Source organism: Solimonas flava DSM 18980 (assembly GCF_000426685.1).
Classification (GTDB): domain Bacteria; phylum Pseudomonadota; class Gammaproteobacteria; order Nevskiales; family Nevskiaceae; genus Solimonas; species Solimonas flava.
This window is the reverse complement of the sequence record NZ_AUFV01000008.1, coordinates 72489-87770: the sequence shown is the minus strand read 5'-3', so window position 1 is coordinate 87770 and position 15282 is coordinate 72489. Positions and strand designations below refer to the sequence as shown.

The window sequence follows — 15282 nt, the reverse complement described above, 5'->3', positions numbered from 1 at the left end:
CGGAGTGCCTCCGATGCGTCGCTACCGTAGCCTGCTGGCCGTCCTGGTCCTGATTCTCGGCCTGCCGGCCCGCGCCGGCGCGCCGGCGACGGCGCCCGGCGTCGAACTGCGCGGCGAGTGGGAGCAGGGCGCGGTGCTGTTCGGGCACGCGCCGGCGGGCACGAAGCTGTGGTTCAACGGCCGTGCGCTGAAGCAGACGCCGGGCGGCGATTTCGTGTTCGGCCTCGACCGCGACGCGCCGGCCGAGGCCGAGCTGAAAGTGCAGCTCGCCGGCGCAGCGGCGCGCACCTATCGCTATCCGGTCGCCCGGCGCGAATACGCGATCCAGCGCATCGACGGTCTGCCGCCGAAGATGGTGACGCCGCCGCCGGAGGTGCTGGCCCGCATCAAGGACGACCAGCGCCAGGTCGCGGCCGCGCGCCAGCGCGACAACGGCGGCCTCGGCTTCCTGCAGACCTTCGAATGGCCGTGCACCGGCCGCATCTCCGGCGTGTTCGGCAGCCAGCGCATCCTCAACGGCGAGCCGAAGCAGCCGCACTATGGCGTCGACGTCGCGGTGCCGACCGGCACCGAGGTGCGGGCGCCGGCGGACGGCACCGTGGTGCTGGCGAATCCGGACATGTATTTCACCGGCGGCACGCTGATCGTCGATCACGGCTACGGACTGCAGTCCGCGTTCCTGCACCTGTCGAAGCTGCTGGTGCAGGAAGGGCAGCGTGTCCGGCAGGGCGAGGTGATCGCGCTGTCGGGCATGACCGGCCGCGCCACCGGGCCGCATCTGGACTGGCGCATGAACTGGTACGACGCGCGCATCGATGCGCAGAAGCTCGCGCCGGCGATGCCGGTCTCGGCCCCGGTGCCGCAGCCGGCGCCGTAGCCGCTTGCCATGACCGGCCGGGCCGAAGCCCGGTTGCGTCCCCCGTCGCTTGTGCCAGTCTCGCTGGCCGCTGGCCGCTGGCCGCTGGCCGCTGGCCGCTGGCCGCTGGCCGCTGGCCGCTGGCCGCTGGCCGCCGCCCGTTGCCTGCTGTTCGTTGCTCGCTGCCCGTCGCCCAGCGATCGGCGGCCGACGTTTCGCGCCCGTTCTCCTGTTGCCTGACGCGAAATTCTTTCTGCAAAAAGATTCAACAGGACTTCTGTTGAAAATGATTCTCAGATAGAATCGCATTGTCTCCAGTAGTTGTCCGTCCAGACCCACGCGCACGCCAGGTGGACGCGTGCGGAGACGACACGCGGCGCAAGCCGCTTTGCTCGAGACCAGTTTCAGGGAGAACAGACGCAATGAAGTTCCGCTTGAGTCCCATCGCCGCCGCCGTGTTCGCGGCCCATGCCTGGCCCGCCGCCGCCCAGACGGCGAGCGCGCCGGCCGCGGAGCCGCCGGCCGAAAAGGCGACGCAGCTGCGCGAGGTGAAAGTCCAGGCCGAAGCGCCTGCCGAATACAAGACCGACGAGGCCTCGTCGCCGAAGTTCACGGCGCCGCTGCGCGACACGCCGAAGTCGGTGACGGTGATTCCTTCCCAGCTGTTGCAGGACAACGCCGCGACCTCGCTGCAGGACGCGCTGCGCACGGTGCCCGGCATCACCTTCCTCGCCGGCGAGGGTGGCCAGGCGATTTCCGACCGTCCGGTGATCCGCGGCCTGAATTCGTCGGCCGACATGTACGTCGACGGCGTGCGCGACATCGGCACGCAGACGCGCGACGTGTTCGCGCTCGATTCGGTCGAGGTCATCAAGGGCGCCGATTCGGCTTATGGCGGCCGCGCTTCGGGTGGCGGCAGCGTCAATCTCGTCACCAAGCAGGCCCGTGCCGAGGACTTCGCCAACGCCACGCTGATGCTCGGCACTTCGAGCACGATCCGCGGCACCGTCGACAAGAACTGGAAGCTCGGCGATTCGACCGCGCTGCGCCTCAACGTCATGGGCAACAGCGGCAAGGTGCCGGGCCGCGACGACGCCGTCGATTACGACAAGTGGGGCGTCGCCGGCGCGCTGGCCTTCGGCCTTGGTACGCCGACGCGCGTGCTGCTCGACTACTACCACCTCACCGATGACGGCATGCCGGACTACAGCATTCCGTACGATCCGGCGACCGGTCAGCCGGTGACCGAAACCAAGGGTGTCGACAGCGAGAATTTCTACGGTCTCGCCGACCGCGACTTCCGCAATAGCGACGCCGACATCGGCACCGTCAAGGTCGAGCGCGATCTCGACGGCGGCATGACGCTGCGCAACACCACGCGCCTCGGCCGCTCGCTGAACGATTACGTCGTCACCAATCCGGATGACAGCCGTAACAACGTGCCGAACGGCCTCGTCTATCGCGCGACCAAGAATCGCTGGGCGCAGACCGATACGCTGGCCAATACCACCGACCTGAGCGGTAAGTTCGAGACGGCCTTCATCGAGCATCGTTTCAACGTCGGCGCCGAGTTCAGCCGTGAAAAGCGCGAGCAGGACGGCTACACCGTCGTGCGCGCCGACGGCACCAAGGTTGCGGCGACGACCTGCACGGATGCTTACGAAACCGCATTCGAGTGCACGGATCTTTATCACCCGAATCCGGATGACGCCTGGGGCGGCAAGGTGATGCGCAATCACACGCCGACCCAGTATGAAACGACGAGCATCGGCGTCTACGCCTTCGATACGCTGGCGTTGTCCGAGCAGTGGCAGCTCAATCTGGGCCTGCGCTGGGACAGCTACGACACGCAGGCCAAGCGCAGCGCCGGCACGACCGACTACGGCGATACGATGACGGCGATCTCGGCCTCGCAGGAAGACGACTTCATCAACTACCAGGCCGGCGTCGTCTACAAGCCGGTCGAGTCCGGCAGCGTCTACGTTTCGTACGCGACGGCGACCACGCCGGCACCGCTCGGCTCGGCCGACGAGGATGCGGTTTCGTCGACCAACCTCGATTGGGATCCGGAACGTTCGGCGACGGTCGAAATCGGCACCAAGTGGGAGTTCTTCGACGACCGCCTGCTGCTGACGCTGGCGCTGTTCGATACCGAGCGCAAGGATGCTTACCTGCTCGTCGATGCGGGCGTGTACGAGAAGGTCGGCAAGACGCGCGTGCGCGGCGCCGAGCTCAGCTTCACCGGTAACATCACCGACGCCTGGCAGGTGTTCGGCGGCTATTCCTACCTCGACAGCGAGCTGGTGAAGGGTGCCTACAACAGCCTCGGCGTCGGCAAGGAATTGCCGAACACGCCGGAGAACAGCTTCAGCCTGTTCACGACCTACGAACTGCTGCCGAAGCTCAAAATCGGCGGCGGCGCGTACTACGTCGACAAGGTCTACGGCTCCTGGGGAACGACGACCACCTCGACGCCGGCCAAGGTTCGCTTCGTCCCGGACTACTGGCGCTTCGACGCAAACGCTTCGTATCAGATCAACCCCGGCGTCTCCGTGCAGCTCAACGTGCAGAACCTCACCGATGAGGTCTACTACACGAAAGCCTACGCGAACCACTACGCGGCGCTGGGCCCGGGCCGGCAGTACCTGTTGTCCGTCAACATGAGCTTCTGAGGCTTGTCGCTGGCAAGATCCCGCCCGGCGCGCCGGGCGGGATCCGCCACAAAAGAAAATTCCATGCTGCTGCGCATTCCCGATGTCCTGACGCCTGAACAAGTGGCGCGCTGCCGCCAGTTGCTCGACACGGCCGAGTGGGTCGATGGCAATGTCACGTCCGGCCATCAGTCGGCGCGCGCCAAGGTCAATCAGCAGATTCCCGAGGAGCATCCGGCCGCCCGCGAGATGGGCGCGATGATCCTGCAGGCGCTGTCGCGCGACCCGCGCTTCATCGCCGGGGCCCTGCCGCAGCACGTGTATCCGCCGCTGTTCAACCGCTACGGCGTCGGCCAGACTTTCGGCCTGCACGTCGACAACGCCGTGCGCCAGCATCGCAACAGCGGACTGCGCGTGCGGACCGATCTTTCCGCGACGCTGTTTCTCGCTGCGCCGGACGAGTACGACGGCGGCGAGCTCATCGTCGAGGACACCTACGGCGCGCACAGCGTCAAGCTGCCGGCCGGGCACCTGGTGCTGTATCCGTCGAGCAGCCTGCACCGCGTCACCGCGGTGACGCGCGGCGCGCGTCTCGCATCGTTCTTCTGGATCCAGAGCATGGTGCGCGACGACGGCGAGCGCACCTTGCTGTTCGAGCTTGATCAGGCGATCCAGCGCCTTGCCGGCGAGGCGCCGGATCATCCTTCGGTACTGCAGCTGACCGGCGTCTACCACAATCTGCTGCGGCGCTGGGCCGAGGTCTGAGCATGGCCGCGACCGCGACTGCGACCCTGCCGCCGCTCTCCTGGCGCCCTCGTCGGCGCTGGCAGCCGCGCCGGCTGGCGGTTCTGGCGCTGATCGCGGTCCTGCACGGCGCCGCCGTCGCCGCGCTGTTCGCCGTGCGCGACGCGCCGGTGCCGCCGCCGCCGTCGCCGCAGGCGCTGATGGTGAGCTTCATCCAGGAGACGCCGCCGCCGGCGGCGCCGACTCCGCCGCCGCCCAAGCCGGTGCCGCCCAAGCCGCAGCCGAAGATGGTCGCGACGCCCAAGCCGACGCCGTCGCCGTTGCAGGCGCCGCCGCTCGACGAGGCGCCGGCCGACGCCGAGCCGCTCGACGAAGCGCCGCCGTCGCCGCCCGCACCACCGGCCGCCGCCGCGCAAGCGGCACCCGAAGTGGTGCCGCCGGATTTCGTCGCGGCTTATCTGAACAATCCGGGGCCGAGTTATCCGTCGACGTCGATCCGCCTGCGCGAGCAGGGCACCGTGCTGCTGCTCGTGCTGGTGAATGCCGACGGCCGTGCCGACAAGGTTACGGTCGACAAGAGCAGCGGCTACGCGCGGCTCGACGAAGCCGCGGCCGACGTCGTGCGCAGGCGCTGGCGTTTCGTGCCGGCCAAGCAGGCCGGCCGGCCGGTGTCGGCCTGGGTCAAGGTTCCCGTCACATTCGAACTCAGCAAGAAGCACTGATATGGACGCAACGCAGGGTCTCGGCTTCGGCCACTTCCTCGGTCAGGCCGACATCGTCGCCAAGACCATTCTCGTCATCATGCTGCTCGCGTCGATCACGAGCTGGTACCTGATCATCACCAAGGCGATCGCCAACGCGCGCACGCGGCGGCGCAGCGAGCGCTTCCTCGATTTCTTCTGGAACGCGCCTTCGCTCGACAAGGTCGCGGTGCATCTCGAACACGAGCATCCGGACGAGCCGTTCTCGCATCTGGCCTATCACGGCATCGCTGCGAGCCGTCATCACGAACGGCACGGTGTCAACCGGCTCAACGAGGCCGGCAGCTCCAGCGACTTCGTCACGCGCACGCTGCGCAAGACCATCGACGAGGAGACTGCGAAGATGGAATCCGGCCTGACGATCCTGGCGTCGGTCGGTTCGACGGCGCCGTTCCTGGGCCTGTTCGGCACGGTCTGGGGCATCTACCACGCGCTGATGGCGATCGGCCTGTCCGGCGCCGGCACGCTCGACAAAGTCGCCGGCCCGGTCGGCGAAGCGCTGATCATGACCGCGATCGGTCTGGCCGTCGCGATCCCGGCGGTGCTCGGCTACAACTTCATCGTGCGCGCCAACCGCGTGACGCTGGCGCAGCTCGACGCCTTCGCGCACGACCTGTTCACCTTCCTCGCCACCGGCGCCAAGATCGAGCCGCAGGCCGCGGGGCACATCACGCCGCTGAAGAGCGCCGCGAGGACGTAAGCGATGGCGTTCGGAAGCTTCAGCGGCAACCGTAGTGCCGCGCCGATGGCGGAGATCAACGTGATTCCGCTGGTCGACATCATGCTGGTGCTGCTCGTCATCTTCATCATCACCGCGCCGCTGCTGACGAACGCGGTGAAGATCGATCTGCCGAAGGCGTCGAGCGAGCAGAACGTCACCAAGGCCGAAGTGGTCCAGCTGGCGATCGACGCCGACGGCAAGCTGTTCTGGAACGGCGAGGCGATCGATCGTACCGCGATGCTGCAGCGCTTCCATGACGCGGCCGCCAAGTCGCCGACGCCGGAGCTGCATCTGCACGCCGATCGCAACACGCGCTACGAAGTGATCGCTGACGTGATGAGCGAGGCCGGCAAGGCGGGCCTGAGCAAGATCGGTTTCGTCACCGACCCGTCGGCCGCGCCGGCGGCGCCTTGAGCCGGCAGCGCCCGTGACCGCCGCCGAACCCGCCCTGGCCGCCGTGCAGCGCCGTGCCTGGTGGCTGAAGACGCTGCACCAGTGGCACTGGTGCAGCTCGGCGATCTGTCTGGTCGCGATGCTGCTGTTCGCGGTCACCGGCATCACGCTGAACCACGCCGCGCAGATCAAGACGAAACCGATCGTGACGCAACGTGACGGTCAGCTGCCGCATGATCTGCGCGCCGGACTCGCCGCCGCCGCGCATGACGGCCGGGCACCGTTGCCCGAGGCGCTGCGCGACTGGCTGGCGCGCGAGCTGGGCGTTCACGCCGAAGAAGGTGAATGGTCGCCCGACGAGCTGTATCTCTCGCTGCCGCGGCCGGGTGGAGACGCCTGGCTGACGATCACGCTGCCGGACGGCGCGTGGCAGTACGAGCGCACCGACCGCGGCTGGATCGCCTGGCTCAACGACCTGCACAAGGGGCGCAACACCGGCGCGATGTGGACCTGGTTCATCGACCTGTTCGCGGTCGCCTGCGTGCTGTTCTGCGTCACCGGGCTGTGCCTGCTGCAATTGCATGCCGGCCGCCGCCCGGCGACTTGGCCGATGGTCGGGCTCGGCGTGCTGATCCCGCTGCTGTTCATTCTCCTGTTCCTGCATTGAAGGTCTTGCGCATGCGCACTTCGCTGTCCGTCCTGCTCTGCGGCGCCGTCTCGGCGCCGGCCGCTGCCGCCGAACTCGATGTCACGCTGCAGATTCCGCAGCTCGACGTCGCCGAGTATCACCGTCCCTACGTCGCCGTCTGGATCGAGGGCGCCGACCAGCGCGTCGCCGCCAACCTTGCGGTCTGGTACGACCTGAAGAAGAAGGACGGCGAGGGCACCAAGTGGCTCAAGGATCTGCGCCAGTGGTGGCGGCGCAGCGGCCGCGAGTTGCAGATGCCGGTCGACGGCGTCAGCGGCGCGACGCGCGTGGTCGGCGAGCACACGCTGCACTTCAGCGCCGGCAAGGCGCCGCTGCCGGAACTGGCGCCGGGCCAGTATCAGCTGATGGTCGAGGCGGCGCGCGAAGTCGGCGGCCGCGAGCTGCTGAAGATCCCGTTCCAGTGGCCGATCGCCAAGGCCGAGCAGCTCAGCGCGCAGGGCTCGGCCGAGCTCGGCCGCGTCACGCTCGCGCTCAAGCCCTGAAACCCCGAAGACCCCACGTCACGCCCAACCGTCGAACCGGAGCCGTACGCATGAAATCTCTCCTCAAGCCGTTGAGCCTGCTGCTCGCCCTCGGCCTGCCGCTGTCGGCGCAGGCACACAAGTCCTGGTTCCTGCCGTCGTCGACGGTGCTTTCGGAGGTTGGCCATTACGTGACGGTCGACGCCGCCGTGTCGAACGACCTGTTCTACTTCGACCACAATCCGGTGCGCCTCGACAGCCTGGCGATCATCGCCCCCGACGGCAGCCGCCTGACGCCGGAGAACGTCGCCACCGGCCACTATCGCAGCACCTTCGACGTGCCGCTGCCGCAGGTCGGCACCTACAAGATCGTCAACGCCAGCAGCGGCATGTTCGCGAGCTGGAAGGACGACAGCGGGCAGACCAAGCGCTGGCGCGGCAGCGCCGAAGCGTTCAAGAAGGAAGTGCCGGCCAAGGCCAGGGATCTGCAGGTGACGCTCGCCGACAACCGGCTCGAAACCTTCGTGACGGTCGGCAAGCCGAGCAGCGAGGTGCTGGCGCCGACCGGCAGCGGTCTCGAACTCGTGCCGGTCACGCATCCGAACGATCTGGTCGCCGGCGAGACCGCGAGCTTCAAGCTGCTGCTCGACGGCCAGCCGGCCGCCGGTCTCAAGGTCAGCGTGGTGCCCGGCGGCACGCGCTATCGCGATCAGCAGGACGAGATCACGGCGACGACCGGCGCCGACGGCGCGTTCGCGATCACCTGGCCGCAGGCCGGCATGTACTGGCTCAACGCCGCGATCGGCGGCGGCCGCATGGGTGGTCCGGGCGGCGAAGCGGGCGAGGATGCGCCGCCGGCCGCCAAGGCGCCGAAGGCGAAAAAGAACGACGGCGAGGCGCCGGTCCCGCGCCGCGCTTCGTACACGGCGACGCTCGAGGTGCTGCCGTAAGCGCAACGTTGCCGGACCTGCCGCCGGTCACCGCGCGGCAGGTCTTCATCCCGCTCGATCTGGCCTCGCTGCCGGCACCGGCCGGCCTCGGCGCCGCGGTGCGCCGTGTCGACGGACAAACGATGGGCACGCGCTGGAGCGTCGCCTACGTCGCACCGTCGCCGCGCCACGACGATGCCGTGCGTGCGCTCGCGCAGCGCGAGCTGGATCGCGTCGATGCGCAGATGAGCACCTGGAAGGCCGGTTCCGATCTGTGCCGTTTCAATGCCGCCGGCGGCGGCTGGCAGCGTCTGCCCGACGACTTCTTCACCGTGCTGCAGGCGGGCCTCGCGCTCGCTGCCGCCACTGGCGGCGCCTACGATCCGGCCTGCGGCGCGCTGGTCGATCTGTGGGGCTTTGGCCCGGCGCCGCGTCGCGATACGCCGCCGGATGCGGGCGAGATTGCTCGCGCGCGCGCCGCCGGCGGCTGGGTGCGCGTGCGCCTCGACGCAGCGACGCGCGGCGCCTGGCAGGACGGCGGCGTGCGCCTCGATCTGTCGTCGATCGCCAAGGGCCACGGCGTCGATCTGGTCAGCGCCGCGCTGCAGGCGGACGGCTTCGTGCATCATCTCGTCGAAGTCGGCGGCGAGTTGCGCGGGCAGGGCTGCAAGCCGGACGGCACGCCGTGGTGGGTCGAGTTCGAGCGCCCGCCGCAGGCCGGCGCGCTGCCGGTCGCGCTGATCGCACTGCACGGGCTCGCGGTGGCGACGTCCGGCGATTACCGCCGCGCTTTCGCGCACGCGGGACGGCATTACTGCCACACGATCGATCCGCGCAGCGGCTGGCCGGTTGCGCACGGGCTCGCCGCCGTCAGCGTCGTGCATCCGTGTTGTCTGCAGGCCGACGCGCTGGCGACGGCGCTGATGGTGCTCGGGCCGCAGGCCGGACTCGCGTTCGCAGCGCAGCACGGCATCGCCGCCGCCTTCGTCGAGCGCACGGCCGCGGACGGCGCGCATGAACGCCTCAGTCCGGCGCTGGCGGCGCTGCTCGAATGAACGGCGAAGCCCGCAGCACGCACGCGCCGCGCGTCGCCGGCGCGCTGATCGGCGTCGCCGCGCTGGCGCTGGCCGCGGTTTCGTTCACCTGGCAGACCAGCGCGCAGCTCTGGGCCTGGCCGGCACCGGCGCGGCTCGCGCTGGCGGCGCTGGCGCTGTGCGTCCATGCGGCCTGGACCGCGCACGCGCTGCGCCCGCGCCGTCGGGCGCCGGCGTCGCCGACGGACGACGATGCGATCCTCGTCGTCCACGCCAGCCAGACCGGCCTGGCCGAGCGCCTCGCGCAGCAGACGGCCGCCGCGCTGCGCACGGCCGGACGCAGCGCGCGCCTGCTGCCGCTCGGCCAGCTGGAGCCGGCGGCGCTGGCCGGCGGCCGGGCGCTGTTCGTCGTCAGCACTACCGGCGATGGCGATGCGCCGGACAGCGCCTACGCTTTCGTGCAACGGGCCATCGGTTCGGGCGCGTTGCTCGGCGGCTTGCGCTACGGCGTGCTCGCCCTCGGCGATCGCGGCTACGCGAACTTCTGCGCGTTCGGCCATGCGCTCGACCACTGGCTGCGCCGCGCCGGCGCGCAGGCGATGTTCGACCTCGTCGAGGTCGACGACGGCGATTCCGGCGCGCTGCGGCACTGGCAGCAGCAACTGGGGCCGCTCACCGGGCATGCCGAACTCGACGACTGGCAGCCGCCGCAATACGCGCGCTGGCGACTCGTCGAACGCGAACGGCTCAACCCGGACAGCGTCGGTGGCGCGGTATTCCGCCTGGCGCTGCAGGCGATCGACGGCGAGGCGCTGTGGCAGGCCGGCGACATCGCCGAGATCGGGCCGCGCAACGCGCCGGCGGCGGTGCTGCAGCTGCTCGGCGCGCTCGGCTGCAGCGGCGATCCGCCGTCGCTGGCGGCGCGCCTCGCTGACCGGCGCCTGCCGCAGACGCCGGATGAAATCGGCGCGCTGTGCGGACTCGACGTCGACACGCTCGCCGCGCGGCTGCCGCCATTGCCGCATCGCGAATACTCGATCGCCTCGCTGCCGCAGGACGGCAAGCTCGAACTGCTGGTGCGGCAGATGCGCGATGCCCGCGGACGGCTGGGCCACGGCTCGGGCTGGCTGACCGAGTTCGCGCTGCTCGGCGGCGAGATCGCGCTGCGCATCCGCGCCAATCCGGGCTTCCGGCTCGCGGTCTCGGCGCGGCCCCTGATCCTGATCGGCAACGGCACCGGCATCGCCGGGCTGCGCGCGCATCTGAAGGCGCGCCTGGCCGCCGGCCAGCACCGGAACTGGCTGCTGTTCGGCGAGCGGCAGCGGGCACGCGATTTCTTCTTCGGCGCAGAGATCGAGGGTTGGCTGCAGGCGGGCCGGCTGGCGCATCTCGATCTCGCGTTCTCGCGCGATCAGGACGCCCGCATCTACGTGCAGCAGCGCCTGCGCGAGCAGCAACCGCGGCTGCGCGCATGGCTCGCCGACGGCGCCGAGGTGCTGGTTTGCGGCAGTCTCGACGGCATGGCGCCGGCAGTCGACACGGTGCTGCGCGATACGCTGGGCGACGACGCCTACGACGCCTTCGTCGAGAGCGGGCGATGCCGGCGCGACGTGTACTGACTCAGCCCTGGCGGCCAGTCGAACGGGCGGCCGGCCCGCCGCGATCGCGCAGGCGATCGCCTCAAGCGATGCCCGCCGGGCACATTCCGGCGGGCGGGTGACGCACTCAGCCCGGCGGCCACTTGAACGGGCGGCGCTCCAGCCGTGATCGCGTCGGCGATCGCATCAGGCCGTGCGCGCCGCGCACATTCCGGCGGGCAGGGACGGACTCAGCCCGGAGGCCACTTGAACGGGCGGCCGGCGAGAATATGGACATGCAGATGAAACACCGACTGCCCGACCGCCGCGCCGTTGTTGATGGCGAGGCGGAAGGCATCCGGATAGCCCTGCGCGGCGGCGATCTTCGGCGCCGTCAGCAACAGGTGGCCGAGCAGGGCCTGATCGGACGACTCGGCGTTGCTGAGCATGGTGATGGCCTTGCGCGGCACCAGCTGGATGTGTACCGGCGCCTGCGGATGGATGTCCTTGAACGCGACGCAGAGCTCGTCCTCGTAGACGATCTCGGCAGGAATCTCGCGGTCGCAGATCTTCTCGAACAGCGTCTTGCTCATGGGGCTGCGTCCGGCATGTGGGTGCGGTGAGGGCCGACTTGATAGCATATCGCCGCCCATAAAAGCGACCGAAATGGCAAAAGACTCCCTCGACAAGAACGCCTGGCCCATCTACCGCCGGCTGCTCGGCTATTCGCTGCCGCACTGGCGCGTCATGGCGCTCGCAGCGCTCGCCACGGCGGCGCTCGCCGGCGTCGACACCGCCTTCGCCGCGTTGATAAAACCCTTGCTCGACCGCGCGTTCGTCGAACAGAACCAGGACTATATCCGCCTGATCCCGTTTTACATCATCGGGCTCTTCCTGCTGCGCGGCCTGTCCTCGTTCGCGTCGATCTACGGCATGGCCTGGGTTTCTCGCCGCGTCGTCAAGGACATGCGCGAGCGCGTGTTCAACAAGCTGCTGCAGCTGCCGTCGCGCTTCTACGACCGCGTCAACTCGGCGCAGCTGGTGTCGCGCCTGACGTACTTCGTCGACCAGATCGCCGAAGCGACGACGACGGTGCTGACGAGTACCCTGAAGGACACCCTGACGGTGACCTTCTACATCGCCTACATGGTCTACCTGAACTGGCGCCTGACGCTGTTCGCGTTCGTCGTGCTGCCGTTCATCGCGCTGATCATCAATTACGTGACCAAGCGCTTCCGCCGCATCAGCGTGCGTATCCAGGACAGCATCACCAACGTCACCGAGGCGGTCGACGAGGCGGTGCTCGGCCAGCGCATTGTCAAGATCCACAACGCGCAGGAGTTCGAGCGCGCGTACTTCGCCAAGGTCAACGAGAACAACCGCTGGCTGAGCATGAAGGTGGTGGCGACGCGTGCCGGCAGCTCGGCGCTGATCCAGTTCATCGCCGCCTGGGCGGTCGCGGCGATCGTCTACTTCGCGACTCAGCCGCAAATGCTCGCGCAGATGACGCCGGGTACGTTCGCCGCGTTCATGCTGGCGATGTTGTCGTTGACCCAGCCGCTGAAGAGCATGGGCGGTGTCAACGAGAAGCTGCAGCGCGGCATTGCCGCCGGCTCGGAGCTGTTCAAGCTGCTCGATGAGCCGGCCGAGCCGACCGAGGGTACGCGGCCGCTGGCGCGCGCCGCCGGCGCGATCGAGTTCCGCGATGTGCACTTCCGCTACGACGCGCAGCAGCAGGAAGCGCTGCGCGGCATCAGCCTGCGCATCGAGCCGGGGCAGACGGTGGCGTTCGTCGGCAAGTCGGGCAGCGGCAAGTCGACGCTGCTCGCGCTGCTGCCGCGTTTCTACGACTGCGACAGCGGCGAGGTCCTGCTCGACGGGCGCGATCTGCGCGAATACCGCCTGCACGATCTGCGTGAGCAGATCTCGATCGTCGACCAGCAGGTGCGCCTGTTCAACACCAGCGTCGCCGAGAACATCGCCTATGGACTGCGCACGATGCCGGACGAGGCGACGATCGCCGAAGCGGCGCGCCTGGCCCACGCCTGGGAGTTCATCGAGAAGCTGCCGCAGGGCCTGCAGACGCCGATCGGCCAGAACGGCGCCAAGCTTTCGGGCGGCCAGCGCCAGCGCCTGGCGATCGCCCGTGCGCTGCTGAAGAACGCGCCGCTGCTGATCCTCGACGAGGCGACCTCGGCGCTCGATACCGAGTCCGAACGCATGATCCAGGCGGCGCTCGACAAGCTCGTCGAGGGGCGCACGACGCTGGTGATCGCGCACCGCCTGTCGACGATTCAGCGCGCCGACCTGATCGCCGTGATGCAGGACGGCCGTATCGTCGAGACCGGCACGCACGAGGCGCTGCTCGCGGCCGACGGCTATTACGCCGCGCTGTACCGCATGCAGTTCGACGAAGGGGAAAGCGGGGCTTGAAGGCCTGGCTCGAACGCCGCTGGTACGCGCCGCTGCCGCCACCGCTGCCGCTGCGTCCGCTCGCCGCGCTGTACGGTGCGCTCGCCGCGGCGCGCGCGCGGCGCCTGCGCGCTGCCGCGGTGCGCGTCGCGGTGCCGGTGATCGTGGTCGGCAATATCAGCGTCGGCGGCACCGGCAAGACGCCGTTCACGATCTGGCTGGTCGAGCGCCTGCGCGAATGGGGCTGGCGGCCCGGCGTCGTCAGCCGCGGCTACGGCGGTCATGCGCCGCACTATCCGCAGCGCGTGGCGCCGGATGGCGATCCGCGCCTCAGCGGCGACGAGCCGCTGCTGATCGCGCAGCGCTGCGGCTGCCCGGTCGTCGTCGATCCGGACCGCGTGGCGGCGGCGCGCGCGCTGCTCGCCGACGGCACGGTCGACATCATCGTCAGCGACGACGGCCTGCAGCACTACCGTCTCGGCCGTGATCTCGAAATCTGCCTCGTCGATGGCCGCCGCGGCCTCGGCAACGGCGCACTGCTGCCGGCCGGCCCGCTTCGCGAGCCGGCGGCGCGGCTCGCCGGCATCGATCTGCTCGTCGTCAACGGCGACGGCTGGCAGGCCGCCGGCGCACTGCGCATGCAACTGCGCGCCGGCGCGCTGCGGCGTCTCGTCGACGGAGAACGGCGGGCGCTCGCTGATTTTCGCGGCGCGGCCGTACATGCCGTGGCCGGCATCGGCGATCCATCGCGTTTCTTCGCGAGCCTGGTCGCGGCCGGGCTGCGCCTGCGCGAGCACCCGTTCGCCGATCATCACGCTTTCACGGCGACCGACCTCGCGTTCGGCGACGACCGGCCGGTCATCATGACCGAGAAGGACGCGGTGAAGTGTCGTGCCTTCGCCGATGCGCGCCTGTGGGCGGCGCCGGTCGATGCGCAGCTCGACGAGGTGGCCACGGCACGTGTGCGACAATGCATCGAACGTCTGCGCGCGGCGCAGGCCCGGAGGAATGATGGATAAGCGATTGCTGGAGATTCTGGTCTGCCCGGTCACCAAGGCGCCGCTCGAATGGCATCCCGACGTGCAGGAGCTGTGGTGCCGCGCGTCGCGGCTGGCGTACCCGGTCCGCGACGATGTGCCGGTGATGCTCGAAGACGAAGCACGCACGCTCAGCGACGAGGAACTGCGGGCATGAGCGCTGACGTCCGTAGCCCCGGCTTCAAGGTCGTCATCCCGGCGCGCCTCGGTTCGACGCGCCTGCCGCGCAAGGTGCTGCGCGAGATCGCCGGCAAGCCGATCGTGCAGTACGTCTGGGAGGCCGCCCGCAAGGCCGGTGCCGACGAGGTGGTCGTCGCCACCGACTCCGATGAGGTCTTCAAGGCCTGTACGGCGTTCGGCGCCGACGTGCGGATGACCGCGCCGACCCACAATTCCGGGACCGACCGGGCCAACGAGATCGCGCGCCAGGCCGGCTGGGATGCCTCGACGATCGTCGTCAATCTGCAGGGCGACGAACCGCTGATGCCGCCGGCGCTGGTGCGTCAGGCCGCCGATCTGCTGGCCGACGATCCGCAGGCGCACATCGCGTCGCTGTGCCACCCGCTGCACGCGCTGGAGGAGTGGCTCAATCCGAACGTGGTGAAGCTGGTCATGGATCGCCGCGGTTACGCGCTGTATTTCTCGCGCGCGCCGATTCCGTGGCGGCGCGAAGGTTCGACGCGCGAGGCGCCGCGCCTGCCGAACGGACTCGCCTTTCGCCATATCGGCCTGTACGCCTATCGCGTCGCAGCGCTCGTCGAGTTCAGCGGCCTGTCGCCGGCGCCGCTCGAGGATTGCGAGGCGCTCGAGCAGCTGCGCGCGCTGACGCATGGCCTGCGCATCCGCATGGGCATCACCGACGCGCCGCCGCCGCGCGGCGTCGATACCGAGGACGATCTGCGCGCGGTCGAGCGCCTGCTGTCGGCGGCGGCCGGTTGAATTCGCCGCGCGGGCGGGCGGCTGGAGCGCCCGCGGCGCTGCGTGCATGAAAAAGGCG

General features: G+C 69.4%; 16 protein-coding genes. 15 read left to right on the top strand and 1 reads right to left on the bottom strand.

Translation table 11 applies throughout. The features are described 5' to 3' along the window. The first annotated feature begins 13 nt into the window (after positions 1-13). The 11 genes from K343_RS0109415 to K343_RS0109365 all read left to right on the top strand — a co-directional run bounded on the left by K343_RS0109415 (position 14) and on the right by K343_RS0109365 (position 10878). Complete coding sequence (locus tag K343_RS0109415) at positions 14-877, top strand: M23 family metallopeptidase (RefSeq protein ID WP_028007863.1); 864 nt, start codon at positions 14-16, stop codon at positions 875-877. 401 nt (positions 878-1278) lie between these two features. Beyond that, entirely contained in the window at positions 1279-3528 is a 2250-nt protein-coding gene (locus tag K343_RS0109410; RefSeq protein ID WP_028007862.1) for a TonB-dependent receptor, read from the top strand. A 63-nt stretch (positions 3529-3591) separates the two neighbouring features. After that, complete coding sequence (locus K343_RS0109405; RefSeq protein WP_028007861.1) at positions 3592-4272, top strand: Fe2+-dependent dioxygenase; 681 nt, start codon at positions 3592-3594, stop codon at positions 4270-4272. A 2-nt stretch (positions 4273-4274) separates the two neighbouring features. Continuing rightward, positions 4275-4973, top strand: a complete 699-nt coding sequence (locus K343_RS0109400) for an energy transducer TonB (RefSeq protein ID WP_051278108.1) — start codon at positions 4275-4277, stop codon at positions 4971-4973. A 1-nt stretch (position 4974) separates the two neighbouring features. Then, the gene (locus K343_RS0109395) at positions 4975-5712 is read left to right on the top strand and encodes a MotA/TolQ/ExbB proton channel family protein (RefSeq protein ID WP_028007859.1); all 738 of its coding nucleotides are present in this window, start codon (positions 4975-4977) and stop codon (positions 5710-5712) included. A gap of 3 nt (positions 5713-5715) precedes the next feature. After that, positions 5716-6147, top strand: coding sequence for an ExbD/TolR family protein (locus tag K343_RS0109390; protein ID WP_028007858.1), 432 nt, complete (start codon positions 5716-5718; stop codon positions 6145-6147). Positions 6148-6160: 13 nt separating this feature from the next. Next, positions 6161-6793, top strand: coding sequence for a PepSY-associated TM helix domain-containing protein (locus tag K343_RS0109385; RefSeq protein ID WP_084615799.1), 633 nt, complete (start codon positions 6161-6163; stop codon positions 6791-6793). Positions 6794-6804: 11 nt separating this feature from the next. Continuing rightward, positions 6805-7317: a DUF2271 domain-containing protein gene (locus K343_RS0109380; protein WP_043112445.1), complete on the top strand. Its 513-nt coding sequence runs from the start codon at positions 6805-6807 to the stop codon at positions 7315-7317. Between the two features lie 50 nt (positions 7318-7367). Then, positions 7368-8246: a DUF4198 domain-containing protein gene (locus tag K343_RS0109375; RefSeq protein WP_028007855.1), complete on the top strand. Its 879-nt coding sequence runs from the start codon at positions 7368-7370 to the stop codon at positions 8244-8246. A gap of 8 nt (positions 8247-8254) precedes the next feature. Next, positions 8255-9280, top strand: a complete 1026-nt coding sequence (locus K343_RS0109370; protein WP_028007854.1) for an FAD:protein FMN transferase — start codon at positions 8255-8257, stop codon at positions 9278-9280. Then, entirely contained in the window at positions 9277-10878 is a 1602-nt protein-coding gene (locus K343_RS0109365) for a diflavin oxidoreductase (RefSeq protein ID WP_028007853.1), read from the top strand. The genes K343_RS0109370 and K343_RS0109365 overlap by 4 nt, the downstream gene beginning before the upstream one ends. Positions 10879-11087: 209 nt before the next feature. Here the strand turns inward: K343_RS0109365 and K343_RS0109360 are convergent, their stop codons facing one another. Next, complete coding sequence (locus K343_RS0109360) at positions 11088-11429, bottom strand: histidine triad nucleotide-binding protein (protein WP_028007852.1); 342 nt, start codon at positions 11427-11429, stop codon at positions 11088-11090. 73 nt (positions 11430-11502) lie between these two features. On the opposite strand from K343_RS0109360, the gene msbA reads away from it, so the two are divergent. The 4 genes from msbA to kdsB are packed head-to-tail and all read left to right on the top strand — an operon-like array spanning position 11503 to position 15224. Further along, the gene (gene msbA, locus K343_RS0109355; RefSeq protein WP_028007851.1) at positions 11503-13269 is read left to right on the top strand and encodes a lipid A export permease/ATP-binding protein MsbA; all 1767 of its coding nucleotides are present in this window, start codon (positions 11503-11505) and stop codon (positions 13267-13269) included. After that, complete coding sequence (lpxK, locus tag K343_RS0109350) at positions 13266-14267, top strand: tetraacyldisaccharide 4'-kinase (protein WP_028007850.1); 1002 nt, start codon at positions 13266-13268, stop codon at positions 14265-14267. Before msbA ends, lpxK begins: the two co-directional genes overlap by 4 nt. Continuing rightward, positions 14260-14442 (top strand): Trm112 family protein, encoded by a 183-nt coding sequence (locus tag K343_RS0109345; RefSeq protein ID WP_026352829.1) that lies wholly within the window; start codon positions 14260-14262, stop codon positions 14440-14442. Before lpxK ends, K343_RS0109345 begins: the two co-directional genes overlap by 8 nt. Then, positions 14439-15224 (top strand): 3-deoxy-manno-octulosonate cytidylyltransferase, encoded by a 786-nt coding sequence (kdsB, locus tag K343_RS0109340; protein WP_028007849.1) that lies wholly within the window; start codon positions 14439-14441, stop codon positions 15222-15224. Before K343_RS0109345 ends, kdsB begins: the two co-directional genes overlap by 4 nt. Positions 15225-15282: the final 58 nt, after the last annotated feature.

Excerpts from the sequence above, each read along its gene's own strand:
- K343_RS0109395 (WP_028007859.1), top strand. The coding sequence starts at position 4,975 with ATGGACGCAACGCAGGGTCTCGGCTTCGGCCACTTCCTCGGTCAGGCC.
- K343_RS0109405 (WP_028007861.1), top strand. The coding sequence starts at position 3,592 with ATGCTGCTGCGCATTCCCGATGTCCTGACGCCTGAACAAGTGGCGCGC.
- K343_RS0109365 (WP_028007853.1), top strand. The coding sequence starts at position 9,277 with ATGAACGGCGAAGCCCGCAGCACGCACGCGCCGCGCGTCGCCGGCGCG.
- K343_RS0109345 (WP_026352829.1), top strand. The coding sequence starts at position 14,260 with ATGGATAAGCGATTGCTGGAGATTCTGGTCTGCCCGGTCACCAAGGCG.
- K343_RS0109415 (WP_028007863.1), top strand. The coding sequence starts at position 14 with ATGCGTCGCTACCGTAGCCTGCTGGCCGTCCTGGTCCTGATTCTCGGC.
- msbA (WP_028007851.1), top strand. The coding sequence starts at position 11,503 with ATGGCAAAAGACTCCCTCGACAAGAACGCCTGGCCCATCTACCGCCGG.
- K343_RS0109375 (WP_028007855.1), top strand. The coding sequence starts at position 7,368 with ATGAAATCTCTCCTCAAGCCGTTGAGCCTGCTGCTCGCCCTCGGCCTG.
- kdsB (WP_028007849.1), top strand. The coding sequence starts at position 14,439 with ATGAGCGCTGACGTCCGTAGCCCCGGCTTCAAGGTCGTCATCCCGGCG.
- K343_RS0109410 (WP_028007862.1), top strand. The coding sequence starts at position 1,279 with ATGAAGTTCCGCTTGAGTCCCATCGCCGCCGCCGTGTTCGCGGCCCAT.
- K343_RS0109390 (WP_028007858.1), top strand. The coding sequence starts at position 5,716 with ATGGCGTTCGGAAGCTTCAGCGGCAACCGTAGTGCCGCGCCGATGGCG.
- K343_RS0109360 (WP_028007852.1), bottom strand. The coding sequence starts at position 11,429 with ATGAGCAAGACGCTGTTCGAGAAGATCTGCGACCGCGAGATTCCTGCC.
- K343_RS0109400 (WP_051278108.1), top strand. The coding sequence starts at position 4,275 with ATGGCCGCGACCGCGACTGCGACCCTGCCGCCGCTCTCCTGGCGCCCT.
- K343_RS0109380 (WP_043112445.1), top strand. The coding sequence starts at position 6,805 with ATGCGCACTTCGCTGTCCGTCCTGCTCTGCGGCGCCGTCTCGGCGCCG.